This is a genomic window from Cutibacterium nasicola (assembly GCF_051303185.1).
Lineage (GTDB): Bacteria > Actinomycetota > Actinomycetes > Propionibacteriales > Propionibacteriaceae > Cutibacterium.
In genome coordinates, this window is sequence record NZ_JBPPGE010000003.1 from 77,938 (window position 1) to 103,638 (window position 25,701).

Below are 25,701 nucleotides of genomic sequence, written 5' to 3' on the forward strand. Positions count from 1 at the left end.
ACTGACGTAGTGAAGCTTCGGCAGACATTGCTCATCCTCCTCGTCATCGCCGGCCTGGTGACGCTGCCGCTTTCTGCCAACGCCGAGCCATCAGCGCCCACCCCGACGACAGCCAGCACCGGCTACGCCAGCGGGTCCACAACAACGCTCACGTCCGCCGCCACCCTCACCCCAGGGGCAGGAATGGGCTGGGACTCGGACCCGGTGTCCTCGGAGCTGGCCTCTCGGATGGGCTGCGCCTCGGTGATGTTCGTCGGCGTCCGAGGGTCGGGCGAGACCCCTCCGTTCGGCAGCACCATCACGTCGGTTCGTGACGCCCTGGCCCAGAAGTGGAAGGGCAGGGGAACAGTTCGTCAGGTCTACCTGGACTACCCCGCCGCTGACCCTCACACCCTGCAGAGAGCATCGATGAGCAGTCTCCTCTTTGACGCGACCATGCCGTCGACCGAGTACTTCGACTCGGCGGCTCTGGGAGCGAAGAAACTCACCACCCTCCTCAACGAGGAGAAGAAACAGTGCCCGAAGGAATGGGTGGTGCTCGCCGGATTCTCGCAGGGGTCCCAGGCCATCACCCAGGCCCTCGCCCAGACCGACACCCCGCAACGTCTGGCAGGCGCCCTCCTGGCCGGGAATCCGGACCATTACCCGGGACAGAACGTTCAGGAGCTCAGCGGCGATGCCGACCAGTCCGCCATCGGAATGGCTGCGATGCTCTACTACCTGCGTGAACGAGCCAACGCGACTCCCGGAGCCGATCGCGACTCTCAGATGCGGGCAGTCATCAAGGCCGCCCTCGGCCTGAGCCAGGAGTCCATCGATCATGAAGCCCTGGACGCCGACATGGTCAAGGTCGGCGCGGCCATCCCCGCGGAGGCGTATCCCGAGACCTATTCGGTGTGCATGAAAGGCGATCCGGTCTGCGACGCCGCCCCCGCCCTGACGCGCATCCTCACCTTGCAGTCAACCTGGCAGGACGAGCTCAACCAGGGTCGCCCCATCCACATGGGGTACACCCGAACCATCCTGGACGCCTCGTTGGACCGGATCGCCCAGCGCGCCAATGCCGTGGGCGCCGCCGAGGCCAAGGGCGCGCCACTTCCCCACGGACAGCCGGTGACGGTGTCGACTCGCCAGTGGGGTCCATTGCAGATCGGCGTCGCCGTCGGTGCCGGAGTGCTCGGTCTGGCACTGGGGTGGTTCCTCGGCCGAACCGGGCAACGGCGTCAGCGTCGCCATCACTGGCACTGAGTACTCAAAGCTCGAAGAACCACTGCCCGGTGGCAAGGACGCCGATGACGTCGGCGAGCAGCAGGACCCCGAAGGCCGCCAGCAGCGCAGAGATCCCGCGATGGGCTGCGACGGCGTGGTCCTCGCGAATGCTGGTCACCACCCGAGTGACTCGGTCAGGCCCGCCGACGAGGTAGGCAGCGACAAGGACGATGAGCAGGCTGTGGCTGCAGGCCACCCAGATGAGGGACTCGACGACGGCCCAGCTGGCGTGCGGCAGGTGGGCGGCATGGACGAGCATCGCCCAGAATGCCGGGTCGACGAGGGAGGACAGTCCCACCAGCAGACCACTGACGGCAAGCGCACCGGGCTCCGTCGAGCGGGGAGCGGCCGAGGTGTTCTCGTCAAGTTCCTTCGTCGCTGCCCCTGGACGCAGTCGCCATACCCCCCAGCTCACGAAAGCCACACCCAAGATGGCCACCAGCCACACCCAGACCAGATGAGGAACATGTAGTCCATGAATGCCCAGCCGGGCAAGCAAGGCTCCCAGACCGAGCACTCCGGCAACCCCGAAGATGGCGGAGGTTCCCACCGAGGTGAGTACCAGGATGACAACGCCGCGACGTCGCACCCCTAGTCCCAGCGCTGCCAGCAGCACGAAGGAACCCAGCGGGTCGAAACCGGCAATACCCAGGGCGAAGGCCGCGGCGAGGAAGGACAGCACGGGGACAGGCTACTCGGTACGCATGTGATGGCCCGTCATGACACGGCTCAAAGCCCTCGATTTCACTTAGATGCCCCAACCGTGCTATCGTCAACGAGTTGGGTCCACCGAAGGGGCCTGATGCGCGAGTGGCGGAATGGCAGACGCGCTGGCTTCAGGTGCCAGTGTCCCTTGGGACGTGGAGGTTCAACTCCTCTCTCGCGCACAACAGGTGCTTCACGCACGTGAGCCCGATTGCTTCACGCAACTCCCGGCCAGAGATCATCTGACCGGGAGTTTTCGCGTTCTGGGTGGATTTTCTGTTCACCGAAACCTCCACCATTGATCTGGGGGCGCAGGCTCACTTGGGGAGGTCGCCGCCCACCAAGGGGACCGACCCCTGCGCACGCACATCATGCCAAGTCATCGGCGAGGCGATCCTTGGCGCGGATACCCCGTAACCCCGTCAACGGACCGATCAATGCCAGCAGACCGAGGACAGCCACCCAACCCAGGACCCAGTCATGTGGGACCGACAAGTGAAGCGAGTGGGACATGCCATGCGCGAGGATCACGGGGCCAACAGCTACGAGGCTCGCAAGAAGTCCGCAGGTCACCACCAGTAGCAGGCTCTGGATGATGGGAACCGTACGGCAGAACTTTGGTGGCAGGCCGATGGCCAGGAGCTGTCGACTCTGACCACGCGCCGTCTCGCCAAAGGAAGAACACACACCCATGGTGATGGTGACTCCGATGACAAGCAGCGCCAAGCACACCGCCCACAAACTGGGTGGAAGTTCCGGCTTCGGCGGGACTTTGTAGTAAGTCAGAACACGCGGGTCCAACTTCTGAGTGTGAACGAACTCGATTGCCTTCGCGATCTGGGCCTCGTCAACACCGGCATACACCCACCGGTCGGGCATGGATGCTGCATGCAGTGCTTTGGCAGAACTCTCCAGCAAGACTCCGCCATATATGAAACTCCATGTCGGGGGAACCGCCACATGCCGAGTCGGCACGCCAACGCGACGCCCGCTGTCCAAGGAGAGTTCCACGGTGTCGGGGAATTCATCGAAGCCCAACATCGTACCGTCCTGCAATGCGGCGCGTTGCCCTTGGTCCAACGTGATGCCAAGAACACGTTCAGCTTCTGATGGCTGGGTAACTACCATGACCCCCTGCGCCCCCGGAGTTCCGGTGGGGGAAATCTGGCCCTCCAGGATGTGGACCGCCAGGGGTGCAGGGAGCCCCGCACCGGCTTGTATCCGCTGCGGCAGATTCTTTGGCAACGGTTGGCCACTGGGAGACTGGACAACCAACTGTCCGGGGATCGCCATGCTGAGCGCGGCGCTGGAGCTCAGGTAGGACGCCATGATCACAGTGACGCTCGCTGGGATCGCAAGGCACATGCACAGAGCTGATCCCAGGGCCCGGACCCTGGGCCGATCGGCGCGCACATTGGTCAGCGCCAGCCGCCCGGACAGGGATGGCAGATGTAGCACGGCGATGAGTCCTGTGAGGATGTCGGGCACGACCAGAGCCAGACCCAGGGCGCTGAGGACAACGCTTTTGACGGCACCATCGAGCTGACGTGCACCATAGACAGTGATCAAGGCAGCCATCAGCAGGCCCACCGCCCCAATCCGTCGGCCCCAACTCAAGAGCGAGGCAAATCGGGCGGACCCCTGTCCCGGACGCCACGACACGTTCTGGAAGATGGCGATACTCAGCAGCGAAAGAATGACGGTGAGCCCCAAAAGTGACAATCCCAGAAGAATCACCGGGACTGTGGGGCTGAGTGGCTGAGTCATGAAGTGCGGCAAAACTGCGGACCGTATCACTTGCCCGGCGAGCCAGCCGATCCCGACGCCAATCAAGCAGGCTCCGAGACAGACGAGTAGAACGACACCGAGAGTGGGGAGCAGGGTCGCCGACATGGGGATACCCATGCGAAGCATTGCGGCACGCTCTACCTGGAGGGACCTCGATAGTCGAGTGGTCGTGGTCAGCTGAACGGCACCACACAGGAGAAGACAGGGGATCACGATCAGGTATGAACTATGCGCGAACAAGGACCGCTGGGCGCGGCCCTGCAGGAAGGCACGATCCAAAGCCCCCGCATGCAGGTCATCGACTGGCGTACCAGACGCTTGTGCGATCACAGGAATCATGGCGTCCAGCTCAACCCCGTCCCACAGGTACTGGGTTGTAGAGGTGAGGTCGGGGTACCCCGTTGACGCGGCGGCCGACATCTGCCGCCAAGTCCCCGGTGCGCCCACAACCTCCAGCCCCTTGGTGGCATAGACATCCCGAAAGGTTCCGACCACGGCGAGACGAGTGGAGTTGCTGAAGGCCCTGATGGTGGAGGGATTACCAAGACGCACCGAGAGCGTCTCCGACAGCATGACTTCACCGGATCGACTGGGCCACCGTCCCGCCGCGGGCGCGTAGCGGGAGGGCTTGCTCCCCTGCTGCCACTCCATGTATTCGAGACGATCCTGCGGACCGGTGGACAGACCCGTGGAGCGAAAGCCGTCGATCTGGAGATCTGATCCGTACACGGCAACGCGCACATTCTTGGCACCGGCTGCCGTCATCGCCTCCAGAACGGCGCGATCCGGGTAGCGGGTGGCCTGCTGTTGATGAACGACCACGGAGGCGCCACTTGGGCCAAGCTCGCGATCCGCAACCTGAGCACCACTGAGCGCGAAAGACGACACAGCGATGTACAACGCCACGAACGCTGCCACCACAGCCAGCAACGGTACGGCCGCGGTGAAGCGGCTGCGGTTACGACTCCAAATCCTCAACAGTGCGATGTTCAGACTGTGACTCACTTGATGACCTGCCCATCGCGCAGCACTGTCATTGAGTCGCAGAATCGGCCCGCGATCGGGTCATGGGTGGCAACCACCACGCACATCGACTGCTCGTGCGCCAGAGCGGCGAAGAGCTTGAAGAGCTCCTGCGAGTTAGCCGAGTCCAGCGCCCCGGTTGGTTCGTCAGCCAACAGAACTTTTTGCCCGCCAGCCAACGCACGCGCGACGCCGACGCGCTGGCGCTGGCCTCCCGACACCTCCGACGGGCGACGGTCACCCAGTTGGTCAATCCCGACGCGTACCAAGGCATCCTCAGCCGCCCTGCGACCTTGGGTACGATTTTGGCCACGCGCCCACAGTGGCAATGCCACATTCTCGATGTTCGTCATCTCCGCGATGAGATTGTTGTCCTGGAAGATGACGGACACGTGTTCCAGTCGATACCGAGCCCGTGCCGCCTCATCCAATTCGGAGACACGTTGACGGTTCACCTCAATTTCCCCGGCATCGGGGACGTCCAGACCGGCGAGCAGATTGATCAGCGTGCTCTTCCCCGATCCACTCTCCCCCATGAGGGCGTGTAGACCTGACGACGAAAACTCAATATCTACACTTCGAAGTGCTTCAACCCGACCCGCACCAACACCGAAGGATTTGGACACTCCAACCGCAGCGATCATTCTCGCCCCCTCCAATCCACCAAGGACTTTGCCGGGGGTTGAGTCTGCCGTCCGGGGGGCAAACCTCCCCGGCGACGTCATCGGTTGCACCAATGGACAGGAATCAGTGGACATTCGTGCACGGTTCATCGGTAGGTGCATGGGTTGAAACAGAGCGGACTCATCAAGAGTTGGCCTTCCCTGCGAAGGCCGTCCCATGCACGATCGAGCACACTGCGGCGAGTGCTACGATCGCGGCACCCCAGCGGACCAGAGCGAGGCGGCGATGAGAGCGGGCTGGCCAAACAACCGTGCGAGGCGCTTGCCATCGGTGTTGAGGCCGAAACCGTCTCGACGCGCCGCATACTGGTCGATGTTGCCGGGGAAGACGGCGGCGTAAAAACCGGCCAGGGCAACGCCAGTCAGCTCGCGATGACGCGGCAAGACCAGCATCGCGCCCCCGAGAAGGATCTCGACGACGCCAGAACCAATGACGACGGGGTCCTTGTCGCCGGGGAACCAGTCGGGCACTTGGGCCTGGAACTCCTGACGCTTGAAAGACAGGTGGGAGACACCGGCGTAGACCATCAGGCCTCCGAGCCCGAGTCGTGCGAGGGTCTGGGAGCGGCGTGGGGATGTGGACATGGAAATGGCCCTTCTGGATGGTGGAGCGGCAGTCGTCACTCCAGTTGGGTGGACAGGTCGTCCAGGAATGCCTTGACCTGGGCGAGTTGTTCTGGTGGAGCCGGGTACAGCGCGAGCACCTGTTCGGGAACTCTGGTTGCCCTGACACGCAAGGATCGCCCCTCCTGCGTCAGGCTGATCAGGCGACGTCGTTCGTCATTGTCACTCCATTTACGGGTGATGAAGCCAGCCTGCTCCAACCGCCGCAGCAAGGGGGTCAGGGTGCCACTGTCAAGGTGTAGCCGAGCTCCGATGTCATTGACGCCGACGGGCTCGTCGGCACGCCACAAGACGAGCATGACGAGGTACTGGGGGTAGGTGAGATCGATGTCCTCAAGCAGTGGCCGATAGGCGCGCGTCACTGCCCTGCTGGCCCTATACAGGGAGAAGCAGAGCTGATGATCAAGGTCGAGGGTCGGGTCGCTCACGTCCCAAGAGTATCGAGGATTGGGGATTGTGCACAATTTAGTTGTGCGCTACGTTGTTGGTACGTCCGCGAACCACAAGTGGTCTCGCAGCTACATCACGCCAGCCAGGAGGCACCATGATTGAGATCGAGCCCGTTTACACCACCGAGGCCATCGCCACCGGAGCTGGCCGCAATGGTCACGTCCAAACTGCTGACGGCCGGTTGTCCCAGGACCTGGCCGTCCCGGTCGAGATGGGTGGCAGCGGCCAGGGGATGAACCCAGAGCAACTGTTTGCCGCCGGCTATGCCGCGTGCTTCCACTCTGCACTGCAGATGGTGGCTCGTCAGGCGAAGAAGGACCTGGGCGACTCTTCCGTGGGCGCGGGAGTCTCGATCGGCCAGGCAGGAAAGGGCTTCGGCTTGGCCGTCGCCCTGGAGGTCGTCGTCCCCGCCCTGCCCCATGACGAGGCACAGCAACTGGCCGACCAGGCCCACCAGGTCTGCCCTTACTCGAACGCCACCCGCGGCAACATCCGCGTCGACGTCACTGTCGTCGACGACTGACTCCAACGCGGCGCTAGGGGGATCCCCTAGCCGGCACTGCGGTGTGACGTCACCGTCTCGCCGTTTTGAACGACCGCAGTCACGACAATGGAGGCATCCACGAATACGTACCGCACCCAGAACCCTTCGACGGACGAACTCATCGACAGCTGGGAGTCTCTCGACCCCAGCGAGGTAAGCGGTGTGATCAACGCCGCTGACGAGGCATTCGCTTCTTGGCGACACAGAAGCGTCGGGGAGCGGGCCGACATCTTGGCTCGGACCGCGCGCCTGTTCGAGGAGAGGGCTGACACACTCGCCGTGATCGCCGCCACCGAAATGGGTAAGCCCGTCGCCCAGGGCGTCGCCGAGGCGCAACTTGTCGCCCAGATTTTCGACTACTACGCCCAGCACGCCGACGAGCTGATGGCCGGCGACATCCTTCCGAAGCAAGGCGCAAACTCCTCCCATGTGGAGAAGGAGCCGTTGGGGGTACTGCTCGGCGTGATGCCGTGGAACTTCCCCTATTACCAGCTCGCTCGCTTCATCGCCCCCAACCTCCTGTTGGGCAACACGCTACTGCTGAAGCCGGCCTCGATCTGCGCCGCCTCGGCGCTTGAGATGGCCAAAATCCTCGATGAGGCCGGTCTGCCGAAGGGTGTGTACCAGACGATTCTCGTGGATAGCTCCCACATCGAGAGCATCATCGCCGACCCGCGTGTGCGCGGCGTCTCCTTCACGGGTAGTGAGGGGGCTGGCGCTTCGGTCGCGTCCGCAGCCGGCAAGCACCTCAAGAAGGCTGTGCTGGAGTTGGGTGGCTCCGATCCGCTGATCGTTCTTGGTGGCGACATCGACGCGGTGGCAAACAGCGCCGCCCAAGCTCGGTTGAGTAACGCCGGACAGGCTTGCAACTCGCCGAAACGGATGATCGTTCTGGACGAGTTCTACGACGCTTTCGTCGACGGCTTGTCGGCCGCATTCTCGGCGGCGGTGGTCGGGGACCCCCGCGACGAGGCCACCACCGTGGGCCCGATGTCAAGCACACAAGCCCGTGACGAACTCATGGCGTTGGTTGACGACGCTGTGAGCCACGGTGCGCGCGTCGTCATGGGCGGACATCCTCGCTCCGGACGCGGCGCTTTCATGGAACCGACAGTGTTGACCGACGTGACCCGTGAGATGCGCGCGTGGTCAGAGGAACTCTTCGGGCCGGTCGCGGTCGTCTACCGGGCCGCCAATGTTGATGAAGCCGTGGCGCTGGCCAACGAGAGCGACTTCGGGCTGAGCGGCTCGGTGTGGTCCGACGACCTCGAGCTTGCCGAGCAGACAGCGCGACGTCTGGACGTAGGCATGGCCTACGTTAACGAGCACGGCACCAGCCTCGCCGGGCTGCCCTTCGGTGGCGTCCGTCGCTCCGGCTTCGGCCGAGAACTGGGGAGCTACGGCGTTGACGAATTCGTCAACAAGCGCCTGGTGCGCGTGTCCGATTCGGTGACGGGCGCCCACTGACTTTCAGCCTCGGATCGGAGGCGATCCGTCAATCCGCCATGTCCAGCGCAACAACCCATGTTGAAAGGAACACCCGTCATGGCCCGTATCCTGATGGTCCTCACGTCACACGATCAGCTTGGCGACACAGACCGTAAGACCGGCTTTTGGCTTGAGGAATTCGCCGCTCCCTACTACGTGTTCGGTGATGCCGGACACGAGATCACTCTGGCCTCGCCGAAGGGCGGACAGCCCCCGGTCGACCCGACGAGCGCGCTGCCACAGATGCAGACCGAGGCGACCCGTCGATTCGAGACCGACGATGCCGCCAAGGCCGCGCTGGCGGCCACTGTCCGTCTGTCGGAGGTTGACCCGGCCCAGTTCGACGCCGTCTTCTACCCGGGCGGCCATGGCCCGCTGTGGGATCTCGTCGACGACCCCGCCTCGAAGCAGATTATCCTCGACAGTGACGCTGCCGGCAGGCCACTGGGGCTGGTCTGCCACGCTCCCGGTGTTCTGCACGCCGTCAAGAAGCAGGATGGAACGTCGCTGATTGTCGACCGTTCGGTGACCGGCTTCACGAATGGCGAGGAGGAAGCCGCCGGCCTGACCTCCGTCGTCCCGTTCCTGGTCGAGGACTCCCTCACGGAGGCGGGCGCCCGCTACAGCAAGGGCGCCGACGGCGAAAGCTACGTCGTCACGGATGGGACGTTGGTCACCGGGCAAAACCCGGCCTCGTCGGCTGATGCCGCCCAACGACTCCTCGACCTGTTAACCCACTGATCAGCGCTCTGCCTAGCAGAAGGAGAAACATGACCACCCGAACCCGCGAGATCCACCTCGCATCCCGTCCCGTTGGGAAACCCACCCTGGACAACTTCCGCACCGTTGAGGTGGACCTACCCGATCTCGACGACGGCCAGATCCTTGTCCGCAACACCATCATGTCGGTGGACCCGTACATGCGCGGCCGGATGGACGACGTCGAGTCTTACGTGCCCCCCTTCCAGATTGACCAGCCGCTGGACGGCGCAGCCGTCGGCGAGGTGATCGAGTCGCGTGTGGAGCAACTTCCTGTGGGCACCAAGGTGACCCACGGTCTGGGGTGGCGCGAACACGCCATCCTGGCTGGTGACGCGGTGCGTCCGCTCACCGCTCAGGGCGTGCCGGACAGCGCCTATCTCGGTGTCCTGGGCATGCCGGGCCTGACCGGCTACGCAGGCTTGCTGCTGGCCGGTGAGATGCACCAGGGCGACGCGGTCTTCGTTTCCGGCGCGGCGGGAGCGGTCGGCTCGGCCGTCGGACAGATCGCCAGGCTCAAGGGTGCTTCCCGAGTGGTCGGTTCGGCCGGCACCCCCGAGAAGATCGCCCGTCTGAAAGAGCTCGGTTTCGACGCCGCCTTCAACTACCACGACGGCGACGTCACCGGGCAGCTCAAGAAGGCCGCCCCCGAGGGCATCGACGTCTACTTCGACAACGTCGGCGGCGACCATCTGGAGGCAGCGATCGCAAACATGCGTACCGACGGCCGGGTTGCGATGTGCGGGGCGATCAGCCAGTACAACTCGACCGAGCCGACGCCCGCGCCGCACAACCTGGCGCTGGCCATCGGTAAGCGCCTGACGCTGCGTGGTTTCGTGATCGCCAAGTACGCCGAGCAGGCGAGAGCGGACTTCGAGAAGGACATGGCCGGGTGGATCGCCGACGGCTCCGTCCAGTGGGACGAGACCGCTCGCGAGGGCCTCGACGCCGCAGCTCAGGCCTTCATCGACCTGCTCGATGGCGCCAACACCGGAAAGATGATCGTGAACCTGTGAACGGTTGGCGTGGGGGCTCTTCGCAATCGAAGGTGCAATTGGGGTCTGAGCCCGCCGGCTTCGAGAAGGGGCCGGACGACGTAGTGGGTGATAAGACCTTGACACCGGCGCGTGGGCACGTGAAATCCAGCACGAGCTGGAGGACGGGAAATGGCCGGAATCATGGCCACGAAGAGCCCCCCGAAGCCGTTTCGTCAGCAAGCCGTGATCTGTGAGCCCAGAGTAGATGGGGGGACGAGCGCCCACAACAGTGCTTCAACACCTCCGAAACCAACCCGGAAAGATGCTGAGGCGCTCCTCCCCCGCCCTTATCGCGATTTCCGGCGCCGAACGACCGCAGACGCCGCTGCCACGATGGAGTCGGCCTCCAAACCGTACTGCTCCATGAGATACCGGGTGGCACCCACCTGCCCGAACTCCTCCCTGACGCCCACACGCCACAGCGGCGCCGGCAGCTGTTCCGCTAACAGTTCCGACACGGCGGACCCCAGGCCGTTGACCACATTGTGGTTCTCACACGTGACCACGCATCCGGTCTTGGCCACGCTGCCGAGGATGACGTCGGCGTCGAGCGGCTTGATCCGGAAGACGTCCACCACCTCCGCCTGGATCCCCTGGGCGGCCAACTGCTCAGCCGCCACCAGGGCTTCCGGCACTTCAATGCCGCAGGCCAGCAGCGTGACGTCCGAGCCCTCGCGGAGCACGTGCGCCCCGGAGGCACCAAAATCCATACCGTCCTCGTAGACGTCAGCGGCAGGTTTCTTGCGCTGCGTCCGAATGTAGGTCAGGCCCTTGCGGTCGTAGGCCTGACGCAACACGTACCCCAACTGCACCGGGGAGCAGACGTCGTAGACGTGAATGCCCGGGATGACTCGGACGATTCCCATGTCCTCGAAGGTCATGTGAGTGCCGCCGTTGTGCTCCGCGGTGACGCCAGCATCGGAGCCGACCAGGCAAGCCGACAGCTTCGCGTAGGCCAAGGACACGAAGATCTGGTCCATGGCGCGACGCGTCAGGAATTGCCCGAACGAGTGCACAAATGCGTACCCTCCAACGACGTTGAGACCCGCTGCGGTACCGATCATGTGCGCTTCCATGATGCCGACGTCAAGGTAGTGCCCGCCCATGATCGGCTTGAGCCCGAGGGTGCTCATGGAGCTGGACAGATCCGCCTCTAACGCGAAGACCTCATTGGGGTGCTCGTGGTAGAGCTCCTCGACAGTGGCGGCGTAAGCCTTCCGCATCTCCAAACCAGCAAGCGACGTCATCGATCGGTCCCTTCTTCCACGGCCGCCACGTCAAGATTGAGTTCCGCCTCCAGCAGGGAGATCGCCTGAGCGATCGCTTCCTTGCCAGCACCGTCCAACCGGAGGTGGTGGTTGTCCTTCGCGTTAGCGACGAAATCCACCCCGGCGCCCTTGATCGTGTCGAGCACCAAGCACGTGGGCCGCTTCGCTTCGCGCGCCCGGTCAAGAGCCGCAGCGATAGCCATGACGTCCTGCCCCGGGACGAGCTCGGCGGCAAGCCCGAAAGCCTCAAACTTGGCCACCAGATCGAAGGTCTGGCAGATGTCGGCCGTCGGGCCGTCCAACTGACGCTTGTTGTCGTCGACCAAGAGGACGAAGTTGGTCAGCTGCTGATGCGCGATGAACTGGGTCGCCTCCCAGCACTGTCCCTCATTGAGTTCGCCGTCACCGACCAGGCAATACACTTGATTCGACTTGCCAGCGACACGCAGCCCGTAGGCCATCCCGGCAGCAGCGGAGATTCCCTGCCCCATGGACCCCGTGGTCATTTCGACGCCCTCCACCTTGTTGCGGTCGGCGTGCGAAGGCAACTTAGTCCCGTTCGCGTTCAACGTGTCGAGACGCTCGGCCGGGAAGAACCCGACAGCGGCCAGCGTCGCGTAGAGAGCAGGGGCCGCATGGCCCTTGGACAGGACGAAGTAGTCCCGGTCTTCCCAATCGGGATGTGCCGGATCGACCTTCATGGCGTGCCCGTACAGGGCCGCCAGAGCCTCCACAATCGACAAACTGCCGCCAAAGTGGCCATACCCCGCGTGAAGCAACTCCATCAGGGTCAGACGTCTGATCGTTTGTGCCAGTCGTTTCAGATCCCGTTCCTGAGCCATGCGACTCCCCCCCTCACTGGATTAGTGCGCGCCGACGCTGGTGGCGCCAGTCGATCCGGACCCGGTGGGCGCACCCTCCGCGACCGCCTTCTTCGCGCGGCGGCTGAGGACCACCGACCCGGCCACGTGACGGCGTACATCACGACGAGGCCGATGATCACACCCACCTGGCCCAGGCGGCCGAGCAGGCCGTAGTAGATACCCATCGTTGTGAAGTCGAAGTCGGAGAACGTCGTGTCAGCGAAGCCGAGCGAGCCGAGCACCGGCATCAGAGCAATCGGCAGGAAGCTGATCGCGATGCCTTGCACGAAGGCGCCGAGCACCGCACCCTTCCAACCACCACGCGAGTTACCGAAGACACCGGCGGTGGCACCACAGAAGAAGTGCGGCACCACGCCGGGCAGCACAATCGGGAGCTTGGTGAGCGCCATGATCGGCATGGAGACGAGGCCGCCGACGAAGCTCGTCAGAAAGCCGATCAGCACCGCGTTCGGAGCGAACGGGAAGACGATCGGGCAATCCAAAGCGGGGATCGCGTTGGGGACCAAGCGCTCCGAGATGCCCTTGAAAGCCGGGACGATCTCGGCAAGGATCAGGCGGACGCCGGCGAGGATGATGAAGACACCAGCGGCGAAGGTGCCGCCGAGGGTGATCGCGTAGATGATGTAGTTACCCGCGTCTGGGTACTTGCTGGCCACGAAATGCGGGCCGGCGAACAGGGCGACGATCACGTAGAGCACGATCATCGTCAGAGCGATCGCGACAGTGGAGTCGCGCAGGAATGCCATGCCCTTGGGGAACTTGATCTCCTCGGTGGAGGTGGGCTTCTTGTCACCCTTGCGACCCACCAGGTGACCGATGGCACCGGCCAGCCAGTAACCGCCGCCACCAAAGTGGCCCAGGCCGACATCGTCGCTACCGGTCATGGTTCGCATGAAGGGCTGCAGAATCCACGGAGACAGCGACATGATGGCGCCGAGCGCCAAGGCTCCGACGAGAATCTGCCAGAAGCTGTGGAAGCCAGCGACGGCCATAATGACCGCGAACATGCAAGCCATGTACAACGTGTGGTGGCCGGTCAGGAAGATGTGCTTGAACCGCGTGAAACGCGCGATCAAGATGTTGACGACCATGCCGAGCAGCATGATCCACGCCGTGGCAACGCCGTACTGCTTCAACGCAACAGCGACGATGGCCTCGTTGTTCGGGACGATGCCGCGCACGCCGAAGGCCTGCTGGAACATCGCGCCAAACGGAGCGAGCGCCTGTTGGACAACGCCGGCACCGGCAGTCAGAACCAAGAAGCCGACGAACGTCTTGACGGTGCCCTTGATGGTGTCACCAGCAGACTTGTGCTGCAGCACGAGGCCCAGCAAGGCAATCAGCGCAACTAGGAGCGCAGGCGTAGCTGCAATCGACTGCAGCAGATCCAAAACGGACTTCATGATGGTTGCCTCCGTTTTCCTAGATCAGACCCAGCTCGCGGCAGGTCGCTGTGACCTTCTCGCGCAGCTCGTCCATGTCGATGATCGAGTTGAGGACGACGGTCTTCGTGTCGTAGTGCACGCCCTCGGCGACGTCGCGCGCGAGGAAGAAAACATCGGCATCGTTCGAGCTGGCAGACGAGATGTCAGAGTGTTGGACCTCGATGCCGGAGACCCCCAGCTCCTTGAGGATCTTTTCAATATTCATCTGGACCATGAAGCTGGAACCCAGCCCCGATCCACATACGGCCATGAACTTCATCTGGACTCCTAGGACTTGTTTGTCTCGCCGAAGATGGCGAGTACTTCTTCGGGGTGCTGCGCGGCCTTGAGGGCCTCGACCGCAGCGTTGTCGGTCAGGACCGTGGCGAGTCCCTGGAGCACCTGCAGGTGCGACGAGGAATCCGTTGCGGCCAACATGATGAACAGATCGATCGGGTGCTCCTCATCGTCAAGCAGCAGGACTGGTGTCCGAGTGCGCAAGAACGACAGGGCAATGCGATTGACCCCGGCTTCGGGACGGGCATGCGGCACCGCAATGCCCTTACCGAAATCGAAGTACGGCCCCATCTTGCGGGCCGTCTCGACAACCGCGTCGACATAGCCGGACTCAACCGAGCCATCGGCGATCAACGGAGCTGCGACCCGTGCTATGGCCTCAGTCCACTGCAGAGGTTCAGCGGTGAATTGAATGCGTTCAGGGGTTAGCCCCGTGGCTTCATTGCCGGTAGTCATACATCCCCACATTCATCATGTTGTTATGACCTATTTTCAGCATACTATGCCTGCGTCCCCCTGGGGTGGGTAGCCCCCACGTCACGGGTCTAGCCTGAAGCAGGCACGAGGAGGCGAACGCATGACTGCTGGGACGATCAAGCATGTAGCCGTCCACGATCTGCTCGCTCAACAGATCGAGCGCATGTCCCCCGGCGACCGGCTGCCAACCGAGGCGCAGTTGTGCAAACAACTCAACGTGAGCCGAATCACCGTCCGGCGAGCCATGGCCGACTTGGAGCAGGAAGGCCTCATCGTCCGCGAACAGGGCCGGGGCACCTTCGCCTCCCGCCCCGCGTTACCCCAAGTCTTTCGCGAGACATTGTCGGAGCATGTGACCGGGTTTCATAGACAGCAGACCGAACTCGGCCATTCGGTGACTTCCACAGTGGTGAGCAATGAAGTGGTCTTTGACATCCGTAAGGCTGAACTCCTCAGACTCGCACCAAGCCAGCCCTTGGTTCGCCTCGAACGCCTGCGCTACGTCAACCAGCAACTGCATCAACATGTGGTCACATGGCTCGACGCCGTCACGTTCGGGGATGTGGCCCAGCACGATTTCACCGACGCGAGCCTGTTCGACTACCTGCGCTCCGCCCATGACATCCTGCTGACTCGAAACGACCTTACGATTCGAATCGTGCAGGCGAGCGACGAGACAGCCAACCTCCTGAACGTGCCGAACGGCACGTGTCTGCTGGGCATGGATTCAACAGTGTTTGCCGGAGACAGGCTTGTCGCCTACGGCATCACGACGCACGCGCCTGGCTTCGGTGAGATCGAGATCAGCTTGCAAGCGAACCCAAGCGTTTCCGAACGAGATTAGCCAAGGCCAGCGTGACTCGCGCCTAGCCGGGAGCCGAATCAGGGAAGATCAGCCAGAAAGGCACGAAAGGCATCCAACCCCTCTGGCCGCACCGTGAAATGAGCCCAGCGTCCCCGCATTTCCCTGTCGACGAGTCCCGCTTCCACGAGTTTTTTGAGGTGATGGGACAGCGTCGGCTGACTCACCCCGAACAGGCCGTCGAGATGGCAGGCACACACACTGGCGCCGCTGTTCGCCGCGATGTGGTGGAAGACCCGCAACCGCACTGGATCCGACAACGCCTTTGCCACGACGGAGAGCTCCTCGGCACGCGAAACCGGCAGAGGTGACGAGTCAGGCTCGCACTCATCATCGGCCGACACAACTGGAAGCGTCGTCTTCATGCCGATAATCCTACCGTCGCCATATTGACGCCCATCAGTACGACCTCCTACTATCAACGTATAGACGCTCATCAATGTGATCGCAGGAGGTCCAGATGTCCACCATCCGTGTCTACGAGCCCGCACTGTGTTGCAACACCGGGGTCTGCGGCTCCGACGTCGACCAGGAACTCGTCACTTTCACCTCCGACGCCAGGGCTCTCCAAGCGCAGGGAATCGACGTCCAGCGAGCCAACCTCGCCACCGACCCAACCCGGTTCGCCGAAAACCCGGTCGTCGTCGCATTCCTCCAGACCGCCGGTTCCGAGGCCCTCCCCCTCACCCTCGTCGACGATGTCACCGTCCTCACCGGCCGTCACCCCAGCCGCGACGAGATGCTGCGATGGGCCGGTCGCACCGACGCCTCGCCGCGTACCGAGCTTCCCGTCATCGAGGACTGCTGCTCAGATCAAGGCGCATCGACGTCCTGCTGCGGGGGTTCCCAGCAGTCCTCCGGTTGCTGCTGACCGCACCAGAACGTCAGGAGGTCACGATGGTCCAGTTCCTCGACGATGCCCCTCGTCACATCTTCTTCACCGGGAAGGGCGGGGTGGGAAAGACGAGCGTCGCGTGTGCCACCGCGGTCGAACTAACGCGCCGCGGCAAACGAGTCCTCCTCGTCAGCACTGACCCTGCCAGCAATGTCGGTCACGTCTTTGGCCAGACGATCGGCAACCGCATGACCCCGATCGACGCCGTCCCCGGACTCGACGCCCTCGAGATTGATCCGGAGCAAGCGGCCGAGGCCTACCGCAATCGGATCATTGACCCGGTGCGCGCCATCCTTCCCCCCAGCGAGATCGCCACGATCACCGAACAGCTCTCCGGGTCATGCACTGTCGAGATCGCGTCGTTTAACGAGTTCACCAACCTGCTGGCTGATCCGTCTCGTACCGCCGGCTACGACCACGTCATCTTCGACACTGCACCCACCGGTCACACCATTCGCCTCCTCCAGCTACCCGGCGACTGGACCGCCTACCTTGATGCCGGCAAGGGCGATGCCTCCTGCCTGGGCCCGATGTCTGGTCTGGACAAAAGCAAAAACACCTACCGAGCTGCAGTCGAAGCCCTCACGGACCCCGATGTCACCCGACTCGTTCTCGTGGCACGGGCCCAGCCGTCGAGCCTGCACGAAGTGAACCGCACTCTCACAGAGCTCACCGAGACCGGCATCCAGGCCTCTCACCTCGTCATCAACGGCCTTCTCCCCCATGCCGACGACGCTGACCCCCTCCACCGCGCCATTGAGGAACGCGAACACGCTGCCCTGGAGGCCATGCCAGCCGACCTCGCTGCCCTTCGACGCGACGACATACCCCTCAAGGCAACGACCATGATCGGCGTCGATGCCCTGTCCCACATGTTTGCCGGGGACGAGGCAGATCACCGTGACGATGACGTCATCGTCGACCTGCCCGAACAGCCAAGTCTCAACCAACTTATCGACGATCTCGCCGACCAGGATCACGGCCTCGTCATGACGATGGGCAAGGGCGGTGTCGGAAAGACGACAATCGCTGCCGCCATCGCGACGGAACTGGCTCGTCGCGGGAAGAAGGTCCTTCTCACGACGAGTGATCCAGCAACTCACCTTGCCGCGACACTGGATGGAGAGGCGGCTGGCTTGACGGTTGACTCCATTGACCCAGAAAGGGCGACGCAGGCCTATCGCGAGCGCGTCATGGCAACCCGAGGAAGCAGCCTCGACGAGGAGGGACGAGCCGCACTTGCCGAGGACCTACGCAGCCCCTGTACCGAGGAAATAGCGGTGTTCCAGGAGTTCAGTCACGCCGTCAACACGGCCCGTCATCAGTTCGTCATCATGGACACCGCCCCAACCGGCCACACCCTTCTCCTCATGGACGCCACCGGCTCGTACCACCGGGATGTCCTGCGTCACATGGATTCCACCCAGCGTCTCCATACGACGACCCCACTCATGTGCCTGCAGGATCCAGAGCACACCAAGATCATCATCGTCACCCTGCCGGACACCACACCTGTCCTCGAGGCGACATCTCTCGTGACGGATCTTGCTCGCGCCGACATCCGCCCCTGGGCATGGGTCGTCAACAACTCGCTGGCAGCCGCCCACCCCACGAGCGCCCTCCTGGGACGTCGAGCCCGAGACGAAGTGGCCCAGATTGAGAACGTGACCGCACAGGCCGCCCGCTGGGCTGTCGTACCAGCCCTCGCCAGCGAACCCATTGGCCAGGCACACCTTGCGGCTCTCGTTTCAGGGTCGGAGGATCCTTCCTGACGGCCACTTGTCCAGGCTCTCCACCCATCTCGATGCCCATTCGTTTCCCATCACCAGACGAAAGTACAACAACCACGCCGCGAGGTGGACCCGCCAGGACGAGACTCCTTACCTTTTTGGTGTCTGCCGGACTCAGCCGGCACAAGCACCCCACCAGGTGCCGATCACTACAAGGAGGACAACCCCCCCATGATCAAGAATCGCCTCGTCGCCGCTGGCGCAGCCGCGGCCCTCGCCACCGGAACCGCCCTCATGGCCGTCCCAGCCCACGCGGCCGACGCCACCCCCGCCCCGACCCCTGCTCCGTCCGCCCCCGCCATCGACACCTCGAAGCTCCCGATCCAGATCGACTTCGACTGCCTCAAGAACAATGCCCAGCAGCGTCGCGAGGTCGAGCGCAAGATCGCGAAGATCCTCATTGAGGATGGCACCGCCAAGACCAAGGCCGTCGCCGTTCAGTCCGCCAAGGACATCATTGACACCGTCCGTAAGAACCCGGCCCTGCTGGCGGACAAGGGAGCTCTCGTCACCAAGATCGTCAAGATCGTCTCCGACAACGCACGGAAGGCTTTCAAGGACACCTCCGGCCTCGGCGACCTCAAGCCGCTGGCCAAGGAGATCGTCGCCAACCTCAAGGACGCCAAGGTCTGCTTCACCATCAACCTGCCCGGCCTGCCCGGTAAGACTGGGCACGTCGGCCACCTCGGTGACATTCCGACCACCGCTTGGGTTCCCGCCAGCCAGGTCCGCTGAATCCGACCAGATCTGAGCCAGGCCACCGTGTGAATCATGTCGTCTGGCACGGATGGGGCTGCAGGATTGTCCTGCAGCCCCATTGACGCACTCGGACAGCATCGTCGACCCGCAACCTCGCCCCCGAGGTCAGCCTTCCGATGTCCGCACAGTTGTGCAGGCACCTTTCTCGATTCGCGAGCATCTGACCAGATCCAGATGTACACACGCCCATATGCCTGCCGACTGGCCCCACACTCACCTAGTCTCACGACACGAGCCGTACGGCTAGCCATTTCAGAGCAAAGGAGCTTGAACATGATCTTCACGAAGAAAGTGAGCGCACTGGCCATCGCCGGCACCATGGCCATCACCGGAGTCTCCATGGCGGCGTCTCCCGCCCTCGCCTCCGACAACGCCTCGGCACCGGTTGCTGCGGTCTCCGCCCAGCCGAAGTTGGTCACCGGATACGTCACCAGCACCGATCACTGGGGCACCAAACTCTTTTTCCGCAAGAACATCGTCCCGAACGCCAAGGGAGCTGTCGTCATCGTTCATGGCGCCGCTGAGCACTCCGGCCGTTATGACTACCTTGCCAAGCGTCTCAATGACGCCGGCTACTCCACCTACCGCTTCGACCACCGCGGACACGGACGCAGCGCTCGCCCGTACGTCAGCAACACCATCCCGCGCGGCAACATTGACGACTGGCACAACCTTGTCAATGACGTTCACCAGTTCGTCAATATCGCGCACAAGGAGAACGACGGCAAGAAGGTCTTCCTCTTCGGTCACTCCATGGGTGGCTTCGCCGTCCAGTCCTACGGCTCCAAGTACCCGGGAACCGTTGACGGCATCGTGAGCAACGGTGGCGGCATTGCCGTCAACCCTTGGGGTCGTGACACCGAGAAGCCCGAAATCATCACGGCCCACGATCTCACCGAGGCCGAGAAGAACGCCGACCCGACCATCAGCCAGAAGCTGCCGATGGACAAGCTCACCAGCTTCAACGGCATCCTGCTGACCCAGGCGGTGCGCAACCCGAAGGCGATTCATCTGCCCTCGACCGTCAGCGAGGCCTTCATCCAGTTCAAGAACCCGCTGTCGGGCGGCGTCTGCACTGACCCGGCCGTCGTCGAGGATTACAAGAAGGATCCCTACAACAACAAGTACATGAGCCTCGGCATGGTCAAGCAGATGGGCGTCGCCCAGACCTACAACGCCTTCAACGCCCCGTCCTTCACCGAGCCGACCCTCATCATGCACGGCGCGAATGACGGCATTGTCCCGGCCTACTTCGACACCAACTGGTACAACGCCATTGGTTCCAAGGACAAGAAGGTCATCCAGTGGAAGGGCCTGATGCACGAGACCATCAACGAGCCCGTCAAGGATCAGGTCGACGACACGATCATCAACTGGATTGACGCCCACAACAAGTGAGCCACACATCCGTGAACTACTGGGCCGGGGGATGAATTCCCCGGCCCAGTAGTTCGTTCTTGCCCCGCACCTGTCCGCACACCGTCAGGATGGCAGCCGCTGCCAGGAGAACCACGAATCACATTCGCCTCGCCGCCACCACAGTGGCTTCACAGCGCGGCCCGAACGCTGCCTCCCCCAGCCGGCACGTTCGTTTTCGGAGAGCCGAACACACAAGGTAAGGTCTCCCTCATGTTGCTGAAGCCTAACCTTCCTCGGCGAGTCGCAGCCGTCGCACTCACGGCTTGTCTGGCGCTTGGCGCCTGCTCCTCGAATGACGGCCCCAAGGGATCCGACAAGTCAGGTGGCTCCTCGGGCCCCGGCGCGATCGGCACCACCCTGACGAAGGTCCCCGTCGCCCAGGCTGGAGCAACGAACATCACGTTCAAGGCCACCCCGGAGAAGGTCCAGGCCACCTTCCCGCGCTTTGCCAACGCTCGAAACCTCAGCATGGCGGTTGAGGTCGTCAAGGGACGTATGCTTCGCGACTCGTGGCAGCAGGATGCCTCTGACGTCAGCGTCACCTCTCAGGTCATCGCTTCCAGCGATGCAGTCCTGGGCGTGCTGTTGACCAACACGACCACCATCGGGGGGAAGAAGCAGACGATCCCGGCGACCGTCTGGTACTCCACGGCGGCGAAGCAGTCGTACTCCTCCCCAGCCCTCGTCAAGGCGGACCAGTGGGCCAACCTGACGACGGCCCTGCAGAATGCTGGCAAGGACAAGTCCCTCGACGGCGGCAAGATCGCCGCGGCCGCCAAGGCCAAGTCCGCCCCGTACGGCAACGGCCCCGCCCTCGGCTTCGACCATGACGGTGACCTCCTGGCCACCTTCGCCTCGGGCGTCCTCAGCGACCATCCCATCACCCTCGCCGTACCGTCTGACAAGGCCAGAGGAATGCTCAGCAGCTTCGGTACCCAGGCCCAAAAGGCATCGACGAATCCCGGCAAGTTCACTGGGACGACGTCGCAGCCAGTCGACGAGTCCCTCAAGTCCACCGACACCTCGACTCGCCCCTCTACGGCCGTCGGCCCAGATTGTCGGGTACTGCACTGCGTCGCCGTCACCTACGACGACGGCCCCAGCGCGATGACCCCGGAGCTCCTCGACACCATCAAGAAGTTCAAGCTCTCGATCACCTTCTTCCAGATGGGCAACAGCATCAAGACCTTCCCGGAAACTGCACAAAAGGTGGCCGCCGCTGGCATGGAGATCGGCAACCACACAGTGACCCACCCGAACCTTCCGGTGAAGACTCCTGACCGCATTCGTCGTGAGTTGGAACACAACTCCCAGCTCATCAAGGAGTTCACAGGGGCCACCCCGCTACTCTTCCGTCCTCCTTACGGTGCCCACAATGACACCGTTGACGAGATCGCCAAGGAGAACGGCATGGCGATCATGCAGTGGCAGATCGACAGCGAGGACTGGAAGAACCGCAATCCCGACGAGACTCACCGTCTCGTCATGACGGCCCTGCCGTACCATGCTCCGCTCATCCTCGAGCATGACATCCAGAAGGCGTCCATCGACGCGGCCCCGAGGATCTACAAGGACCTGGAGGCCAAGGGCAAAACGATCGTCAGCGCCAGCGAGCTGTCCCTGAACTCGGGCGGTTACCAGGCCGGCCATGCCTATTGCAACGGCACGATCATTGCCCAGGACGGTTACAACTGCAAGGGATGAGGATCCGACCGGGAGCGGGTGTCCTCTGGGAGGGTCTGGCCCTGCTAGCCTGTGCCGCGCTCGGATTCCAGTTGCTCATCAGTGGCCGGGTGCACCTCTTCGTGGGCACCATCATCACCACGTTGCTGTGGATCGCATGCCCCGTCCTGACGATCATGGGTTTGTGGACCCTCGCCCGGGCAGTGCGCCACCCGAACACTGCCGGGCACCACAGAAATCGGATCGGCATACTCATCGTCGCCCCCGTCGCGCTGGGGATGTTCGTCCCGCTGCAGCCGCTGTCCTTGCTGGGGGCCGCCAGTTACCGTCCGGCAGTCCGCGGTGCCAGCCCGTCCCCGGACCAAGACTTCTCGGACTCGTGGAACGACGGACCACCCAAGGCACCCAAATCGGTGTCCCCGGTGGCCATCGATCCCAAGACCGGAAAGACCGTCGGAGGCCACGACAACGGCGGCGACAACATCGGCTCGGACCGTAACGGTCCGATGGGCCCACCGCCACAGCACTGGCCTGCCCTCAAGGGCAATCCGGCCGAGCTCACAATCTATGACTACGTGCAACGGGCTGACGATTCTCGCGGCATCGCCACTCTCAAGGGTCGCGAACTGACGATGATCGGCTTCGTCAGCGCCGCACCTGAGGACCCCGACCACGCCTGGGTCCTCGCCCGGCTCAAGATGTGGTGCTGCGTGGCCGACGCCCTGCCCTTCATGACGACCATGGTCGACACCTCGTCACGCCCCGTCGGCGGCTCGTGGATTCGCGTCACAGGCACCTATCTGCCCAGTTCGGCCAACGGTGACACTCGTTTCAAGGTGGATCACATTCAGAAGATCCCCGTCCCGGAAGACCCCTACATATGAGCGAGCTGCCGCCCCAGGTCAACGCCTGGCTCGTCGTCTTCGTCGGTATCTGGTTGCAGGCGCTGCCCTTCCTGCTGCTGGGGACCATCATCTCCTCAGCTCTGACGGCCTTCCTCACACCTCGCGCCCTGGCCCGTTTCCTGCCACGTCGCACCGCTGTGGCCGTGCCGGTGGCCGGTCTGGCTGGCATTGCCCTTCCCGCCTGCGAGTGCGCCTCCGTACCCACAACCAGATCCCTGGTGAGGGCAGGGGTCCCGACGGCGGCGGCGCTGACGTTCATGGTGGCATCCCCAGCCATTAACCCAGTGGTCATCACCGCAACCGCGATTGCCTACACCGTCAACCCCAAGATGGCCCTGGCTCGATTCATGGCCGGACTGCTGGCTGCCGTCCTCATCGGCCTGGGATGGATCTGGTTGGGACGTCCACTACGCGGAGTCGACGACGGGTCAGCAGGATCAGCTGTGGAGGAAGCCTCCTGCGGAATCCATGGCCATGCCCCGGAACGTCGCACACTGTCGACGATGACCGAGACCTTCCGCAGCGAGTTGGCCCATGACTTCATCCAGTCGTGCGGATTCCTCGTCATCGGCGCCGCCATCGCCGCCACCGTCAAGGTCTTCGTCCCGACCGCCTGGATGCAGGCCCTGACGAGCAACGTGCTGCTCGAAGCAGCCGTGCTGAGCCTACTGGCCGTCATCGTCGCGCTGTGCTCGGAGGCCGACGCCTTCATGGCAGTCTCCCTGACCAACTTCTCCCCCACCGCCCAGCTGGCCTTCCTCGCCATCGGACCGGTTGTCGACGTCAAACTCATGGCAATGGAGGGCGGAGCCTTCGGAGTCGGATTCCTCAAGCGATTCGTGCCCTTGGCGGCATGCTGCTGCGTCGCCTCGGCCCTGCTCGTCGGGAGCCTGCTGCTCTCCTCATGAACGGCGTACACCCATGCCCATGCCACTCCCTCTGCGTTGTCCAGCTGTGCACCATCCGGCCCTCTCCTGAGAATCCGAAGAAGTCGCCCAGAATGTCAGGCGTACCCGGCGTTGTGCTTCGTTCCCACGTGAGTACGGCCTTACCCTATGACTGTGAGTGTCTCCCCGCGTCGCTCGATCCGAGCCCTGGCCATTGTCCTGGTGGCCCTGCTCCCTCTTGGAGCCTGCTCTCACAATGACGACGCGCCCGGCGCCGCCCCTTCGGACATTCGTTCCAACCTGAAGTCCACCTCAGTTCCCTCCGGCAACGTGTCGGGGGCTTCCATGACGTCGACGTCCCTGCAGGAACCCTCTGACATCTCCGTCACGGTGCCCACCATCACCTCCGAGCGCAACCTCACCCAGGCCATCGAGGTCGTCCGCGAACGCACCCTGCGCGGTGCCGCATGGGAGTCAGCCACCAAGGTCGCCATGACGGGCCACTTCACCTCGTCAACGACCGACCTACTCGGGGTGGAGCTCCAGGCTGAGGTCACCAAGGACAAGAAGTCCTCCAAAGCGACGACGACCCTGTGGTACGACGCCACGATGAAGCAGACCCTCTCCGCCAGTGCCCTCATCTCGTGGCCCGGCTGGCCACGGTTCAGCCAGCAGGTCGTCAAGACCGCCAAGGCTGATGGGCTCGACGCCAAGAAGGCCGAGGCCGCCCTCCAGCAGCCCCAAACGCCTTACGGCACCGGGCCGGCGCTGTCCTTCGACAGCAAGGGAGACATGCTCGTCCGCTTCCCGGCGGGAGCCATCGACACCGTACAGCGCACCGTCATGATTGATTCCACCACCATCTCACCGATGCTCAGCGGGCTCGGCCAGAAGGCATTGGGTGCATCCCTTCACCCCACCTCCTTCACCGGTACCCCGTCCACGGACGTCACATGGTTCGCCAAGCTCAAGACCAGCCCCAAGGCGTCGGACTCCCCGAACACCAAACCGCTGCCAGGCGATCCGGCGACCACGTCGCATGGCAAACCCGCTCACCCGTCGACCGCGGTGGGCGTCGACTGCATCGTCAACAAGTGCGTGGCGCTGACCTACGATGACGGCCCGGCCGACACCACGACGAAGATCATCGAGGGCTTCTCCAAGACGAGGGCGGCGGCTACCTTCTTCCAGCTCGGGACCAGCGTTGACACCCATCCGGAAACCACCAAGCTGCTCGCTGGGTCAGGCTTTGAGGTCGGCAGTCACTCGGCCACCAATCAGACGTTGACGAAGCTCGGCCCCAAGGGACGTGCCGCCGAGATCACCGAAGCTGCCGCCTCGCTGGCCAAGCTCACCGGTCGTCCGCCCATGCTCTTCCGTCCTCCCTACGGCGCGCACAACGAGAACGTCGACGCAACCATGGCCAAGCACAATCTGGCAATGATCAACTGGACTGCAGACTCCAACGACTGGAAGGACCGCAACGCGGCCAAGATCATCGACACGGTGACGGATTTCGCGACCACGTACACCCAGCCAATCATCGTGCTGCATGACACCTACCCTTCGACCGCCGATGCGACGACCAACCTCATCGAGGGACTCCACGAGCAGGGCATGGTGCTGGTGACGGTCTCCGAGTTGACGCTCAACACGGGTGGCATGGAGGCCGGAAAGACCTACTGCCGCGGCACTGCCGTCAACCAGAGCGGAATCGGCTGCGAAGCTTCCTGATCAAGGAAACCACGAACCCGGTCGATGCTCCCAGCCCGGTGCCCGTC

Annotated in this window: 25 protein-coding genes and 1 tRNA gene; 15 read left to right on the forward strand and 11 right to left on the reverse strand. The window is 63.4% G+C overall.

The window, feature by feature from the left end:
- The first annotated feature begins 183 nt into the window (after positions 1-183).
- Positions 184-1,248: a cutinase family protein gene (locus ACSJJT_RS06025; protein WP_435917687.1), complete on the forward strand. Its 1,065-nt coding sequence runs from the start codon at positions 184-186 to the stop codon at positions 1,246-1,248.
- Positions 1,249-1,252: 4 nt separating this feature from the next.
- Here the strand turns inward: ACSJJT_RS06025 and ACSJJT_RS06030 are convergent, their stop codons facing one another.
- Positions 1,253-1,951 (reverse strand): hypothetical protein, encoded by a 699-nt coding sequence (locus tag ACSJJT_RS06030; protein ID WP_435917442.1) that lies wholly within the window; start codon positions 1,949-1,951, stop codon positions 1,253-1,255.
- Between the two features lie 122 nt (positions 1,952-2,073).
- Here ACSJJT_RS06030 and ACSJJT_RS06035 point away from each other — a divergent pair.
- Positions 2,074-2,156: transfer RNA gene (locus ACSJJT_RS06035), tRNA-Leu, on the forward strand.
- A gap of 187 nt (positions 2,157-2,343) precedes the next feature.
- Here ACSJJT_RS06035 and ACSJJT_RS06040 read toward each other — a convergent pair.
- The 4 genes from ACSJJT_RS06040 to ACSJJT_RS06055 all read right to left on the reverse strand — a co-directional run bounded on the left by ACSJJT_RS06040 (position 2,344) and on the right by ACSJJT_RS06055 (position 6,520).
- Positions 2,344-4,767, reverse strand: coding sequence for an FtsX-like permease family protein (locus ACSJJT_RS06040; RefSeq protein ID WP_435917443.1), 2,424 nt, complete (start codon positions 4,765-4,767; stop codon positions 2,344-2,346).
- A complete protein-coding gene (locus tag ACSJJT_RS06045) occupies positions 4,764-5,321 on the reverse strand; it encodes an ABC transporter ATP-binding protein (protein WP_435917444.1) in 558 nt (185 codons plus the stop codon). Before ACSJJT_RS06045 ends, ACSJJT_RS06040 begins: the two co-directional genes overlap by 4 nt.
- 333 nt (positions 5,322-5,654) lie before the next feature.
- A complete protein-coding gene (locus ACSJJT_RS06050; RefSeq protein ID WP_435917445.1) occupies positions 5,655-6,053 on the reverse strand; it encodes a DoxX family protein in 399 nt (132 codons plus the stop codon).
- A 35-nt stretch (positions 6,054-6,088) separates the two neighbouring features.
- Complete coding sequence (locus ACSJJT_RS06055) at positions 6,089-6,520, reverse strand: MarR family winged helix-turn-helix transcriptional regulator (protein WP_016666334.1); 432 nt, start codon at positions 6,518-6,520, stop codon at positions 6,089-6,091.
- 116 nt (positions 6,521-6,636) lie between these two features.
- Between ACSJJT_RS06055 and ACSJJT_RS06060 the strand changes: the two genes are divergently transcribed.
- From ACSJJT_RS06060 to ACSJJT_RS06075, 4 genes are all read left to right on the forward strand, one after another.
- Positions 6,637-7,065 carry an organic hydroperoxide resistance protein gene (locus ACSJJT_RS06060; RefSeq protein ID WP_435917446.1) on the forward strand — a complete coding sequence of 143 codons (429 nt, stop codon included), beginning with the start codon at positions 6,637-6,639 and terminating at the stop codon, positions 7,063-7,065.
- Between the two features lie 87 nt (positions 7,066-7,152).
- Positions 7,153-8,553, forward strand: coding sequence for an NAD-dependent succinate-semialdehyde dehydrogenase (locus tag ACSJJT_RS06065; RefSeq protein WP_435917447.1), 1,401 nt, complete (start codon positions 7,153-7,155; stop codon positions 8,551-8,553).
- A 78-nt stretch (positions 8,554-8,631) separates the two neighbouring features.
- Entirely contained in the window at positions 8,632-9,315 is a 684-nt protein-coding gene (locus tag ACSJJT_RS06070) for a type 1 glutamine amidotransferase domain-containing protein (RefSeq protein WP_435917448.1), read from the forward strand.
- 29 nt (positions 9,316-9,344) lie between these two features.
- A complete protein-coding gene (locus ACSJJT_RS06075; RefSeq protein ID WP_434286165.1) occupies positions 9,345-10,349 on the forward strand; it encodes an NADP-dependent oxidoreductase in 1,005 nt (334 codons plus the stop codon).
- 308 nt (positions 10,350-10,657) lie between these two features.
- Here ACSJJT_RS06075 and ACSJJT_RS06080 read toward each other — a convergent pair whose 3' ends face one another.
- Genes ACSJJT_RS06080 through ACSJJT_RS06100 form a run of 5 tightly spaced genes read right to left on the reverse strand, consistent with a single transcriptional unit; the run spans position 10,658 to position 14,699 of the window.
- The gene (locus ACSJJT_RS06080) at positions 10,658-11,617 is read right to left on the reverse strand and encodes a transketolase family protein (RefSeq protein ID WP_117189466.1); all 960 of its coding nucleotides are present in this window, start codon (positions 11,615-11,617) and stop codon (positions 10,658-10,660) included.
- On the reverse strand, positions 11,614-12,480 hold the full coding sequence (locus tag ACSJJT_RS06085) for a transketolase (protein WP_435917449.1): 867 nt from the start codon (positions 12,478-12,480) through the stop codon (positions 11,614-11,616). Before ACSJJT_RS06085 ends, ACSJJT_RS06080 begins: the two co-directional genes overlap by 4 nt.
- Entirely contained in the window at positions 12,459-13,925 is a 1,467-nt protein-coding gene (ulaA, locus tag ACSJJT_RS06090; RefSeq protein WP_435917450.1) for a PTS ascorbate transporter subunit IIC, read from the reverse strand. Before ulaA ends, ACSJJT_RS06085 begins: the two co-directional genes overlap by 22 nt.
- A 19-nt stretch (positions 13,926-13,944) precedes the next feature.
- The gene (locus ACSJJT_RS06095; protein WP_065673873.1) at positions 13,945-14,226 is read right to left on the reverse strand and encodes a PTS sugar transporter subunit IIB; all 282 of its coding nucleotides are present in this window, start codon (positions 14,224-14,226) and stop codon (positions 13,945-13,947) included.
- 8 nt (positions 14,227-14,234) lie between these two features.
- Positions 14,235-14,699: a PTS sugar transporter subunit IIA gene (locus ACSJJT_RS06100; RefSeq protein WP_069102324.1), complete on the reverse strand. Its 465-nt coding sequence runs from the start codon at positions 14,697-14,699 to the stop codon at positions 14,235-14,237.
- 121 nt (positions 14,700-14,820) lie between these two features.
- On the opposite strand from ACSJJT_RS06100, the gene ACSJJT_RS06105 reads away from it, so the two are divergent.
- Positions 14,821-15,564 (forward strand): GntR family transcriptional regulator, encoded by a 744-nt coding sequence (locus ACSJJT_RS06105; RefSeq protein WP_065673871.1) that lies wholly within the window; start codon positions 14,821-14,823, stop codon positions 15,562-15,564.
- Positions 15,565-15,602: 38 nt separating this feature from the next.
- Here the strand turns inward: ACSJJT_RS06105 and ACSJJT_RS06110 are convergent, their stop codons facing one another.
- On the reverse strand, positions 15,603-15,947 hold the full coding sequence (locus ACSJJT_RS06110; protein ID WP_435917451.1) for an ArsR/SmtB family transcription factor: 345 nt from the start codon (positions 15,945-15,947) through the stop codon (positions 15,603-15,605).
- A 95-nt stretch (positions 15,948-16,042) separates the two neighbouring features.
- Between ACSJJT_RS06110 and arsD the strand changes: the two genes are divergently transcribed.
- The 8 genes from arsD to ACSJJT_RS06150 all read left to right on the forward strand — a co-directional run bounded on the left by arsD (position 16,043) and on the right by ACSJJT_RS06150 (position 25,654).
- Complete coding sequence (gene arsD / locus ACSJJT_RS06115; RefSeq protein WP_435917453.1) at positions 16,043-16,453, forward strand: arsenite efflux transporter metallochaperone ArsD; 411 nt, start codon at positions 16,043-16,045, stop codon at positions 16,451-16,453.
- 26 nt (positions 16,454-16,479) lie between these two features.
- The gene (gene arsA / locus ACSJJT_RS06120) at positions 16,480-18,249 is read left to right on the forward strand and encodes an arsenical pump-driving ATPase (RefSeq protein WP_435917454.1); all 1,770 of its coding nucleotides are present in this window, start codon (positions 16,480-16,482) and stop codon (positions 18,247-18,249) included.
- 189 nt (positions 18,250-18,438) lie between these two features.
- Positions 18,439-19,002, forward strand: coding sequence for a hypothetical protein (locus ACSJJT_RS06125; protein WP_435917455.1), 564 nt, complete (start codon positions 18,439-18,441; stop codon positions 19,000-19,002).
- Between the two features lie 297 nt (positions 19,003-19,299).
- The gene (locus ACSJJT_RS06130; protein ID WP_435917456.1) at positions 19,300-20,424 is read left to right on the forward strand and encodes an alpha/beta hydrolase; all 1,125 of its coding nucleotides are present in this window, start codon (positions 19,300-19,302) and stop codon (positions 20,422-20,424) included.
- 231 nt (positions 20,425-20,655) lie between these two features.
- Complete coding sequence (locus ACSJJT_RS06135) at positions 20,656-22,149, forward strand: polysaccharide deacetylase family protein (RefSeq protein ID WP_435917457.1); 1,494 nt, start codon at positions 20,656-20,658, stop codon at positions 22,147-22,149.
- Positions 22,146-23,012 carry a TIGR03943 family putative permease subunit gene (locus ACSJJT_RS06140; RefSeq protein WP_435917458.1) on the forward strand — a complete coding sequence of 289 codons (867 nt, stop codon included), beginning with the start codon at positions 22,146-22,148 and terminating at the stop codon, positions 23,010-23,012. The genes ACSJJT_RS06135 and ACSJJT_RS06140 overlap by 4 nt, the downstream gene beginning before the upstream one ends.
- Positions 23,009-23,941 (forward strand): permease, encoded by a 933-nt coding sequence (locus ACSJJT_RS06145; RefSeq protein ID WP_435917459.1) that lies wholly within the window; start codon positions 23,009-23,011, stop codon positions 23,939-23,941. Before ACSJJT_RS06140 ends, ACSJJT_RS06145 begins: the two co-directional genes overlap by 4 nt.
- Before the next feature lie 153 nt (positions 23,942-24,094).
- Complete coding sequence (locus ACSJJT_RS06150; RefSeq protein ID WP_435917460.1) at positions 24,095-25,654, forward strand: polysaccharide deacetylase family protein; 1,560 nt, start codon at positions 24,095-24,097, stop codon at positions 25,652-25,654.
- Positions 25,655-25,701: the final 47 nt, after the last annotated feature.

Coding starts and splice junctions, on each gene's coding strand:
- ACSJJT_RS06105 (WP_065673871.1), top strand. CDS start 14,821: ATGACTGCTGGGACGATCAAGCATGTAGCCGTCCACGATCTGCTCGCT.
- ACSJJT_RS06095 (WP_065673873.1), bottom strand. CDS start 14,226: ATGAAGTTCATGGCCGTATGTGGATCGGGGCTGGGTTCCAGCTTCATG.
- ACSJJT_RS06110 (WP_435917451.1), bottom strand. CDS start 15,947: ATGAAGACGACGCTTCCAGTTGTGTCGGCCGATGATGAGTGCGAGCCT.
- ACSJJT_RS06045 (WP_435917444.1), bottom strand. CDS start 5,321: ATGGGGGAGAGTGGATCGGGGAAGAGCACGCTGATCAATCTGCTCGCC.
- ACSJJT_RS06065 (WP_435917447.1), top strand. CDS start 7,153: ATGGAGGCATCCACGAATACGTACCGCACCCAGAACCCTTCGACGGAC.
- ACSJJT_RS06080 (WP_117189466.1), bottom strand. CDS start 11,617: ATGACGTCGCTTGCTGGTTTGGAGATGCGGAAGGCTTACGCCGCCACT.
- ACSJJT_RS06135 (WP_435917457.1), top strand. CDS start 20,656: ATGTTGCTGAAGCCTAACCTTCCTCGGCGAGTCGCAGCCGTCGCACTC.
- ACSJJT_RS06050 (WP_435917445.1), bottom strand. CDS start 6,053: ATGTCCACATCCCCACGCCGCTCCCAGACCCTCGCACGACTCGGGCTC.
- ACSJJT_RS06075 (WP_434286165.1), top strand. CDS start 9,345: ATGACCACCCGAACCCGCGAGATCCACCTCGCATCCCGTCCCGTTGGG.
- ACSJJT_RS06125 (WP_435917455.1), top strand. CDS start 18,439: ATGATCAAGAATCGCCTCGTCGCCGCTGGCGCAGCCGCGGCCCTCGCC.
- ACSJJT_RS06060 (WP_435917446.1), top strand. CDS start 6,637: ATGATTGAGATCGAGCCCGTTTACACCACCGAGGCCATCGCCACCGGA.
- ACSJJT_RS06130 (WP_435917456.1), top strand. CDS start 19,300: ATGATCTTCACGAAGAAAGTGAGCGCACTGGCCATCGCCGGCACCATG.
- ACSJJT_RS06085 (WP_435917449.1), bottom strand. CDS start 12,480: ATGGCTCAGGAACGGGATCTGAAACGACTGGCACAAACGATCAGACGT.
- ACSJJT_RS06070 (WP_435917448.1), top strand. CDS start 8,632: ATGGCCCGTATCCTGATGGTCCTCACGTCACACGATCAGCTTGGCGAC.
- ACSJJT_RS06100 (WP_069102324.1), bottom strand. CDS start 14,699: ATGACTACCGGCAATGAAGCCACGGGGCTAACCCCTGAACGCATTCAA.
- ACSJJT_RS06145 (WP_435917459.1), top strand. CDS start 23,009: ATGAGCGAGCTGCCGCCCCAGGTCAACGCCTGGCTCGTCGTCTTCGTC.
- arsD (WP_435917453.1), top strand. CDS start 16,043: ATGTCCACCATCCGTGTCTACGAGCCCGCACTGTGTTGCAACACCGGG.
- ulaA (WP_435917450.1), bottom strand. CDS start 13,925: ATGAAGTCCGTTTTGGATCTGCTGCAGTCGATTGCAGCTACGCCTGCG.
- arsA (WP_435917454.1), top strand. CDS start 16,480: ATGGTCCAGTTCCTCGACGATGCCCCTCGTCACATCTTCTTCACCGGG.
- ACSJJT_RS06140 (WP_435917458.1), top strand. CDS start 22,146: ATGAGGATCCGACCGGGAGCGGGTGTCCTCTGGGAGGGTCTGGCCCTG.
- ACSJJT_RS06025 (WP_435917687.1), top strand. CDS start 184: ATGGGCTGGGACTCGGACCCGGTGTCCTCGGAGCTGGCCTCTCGGATG.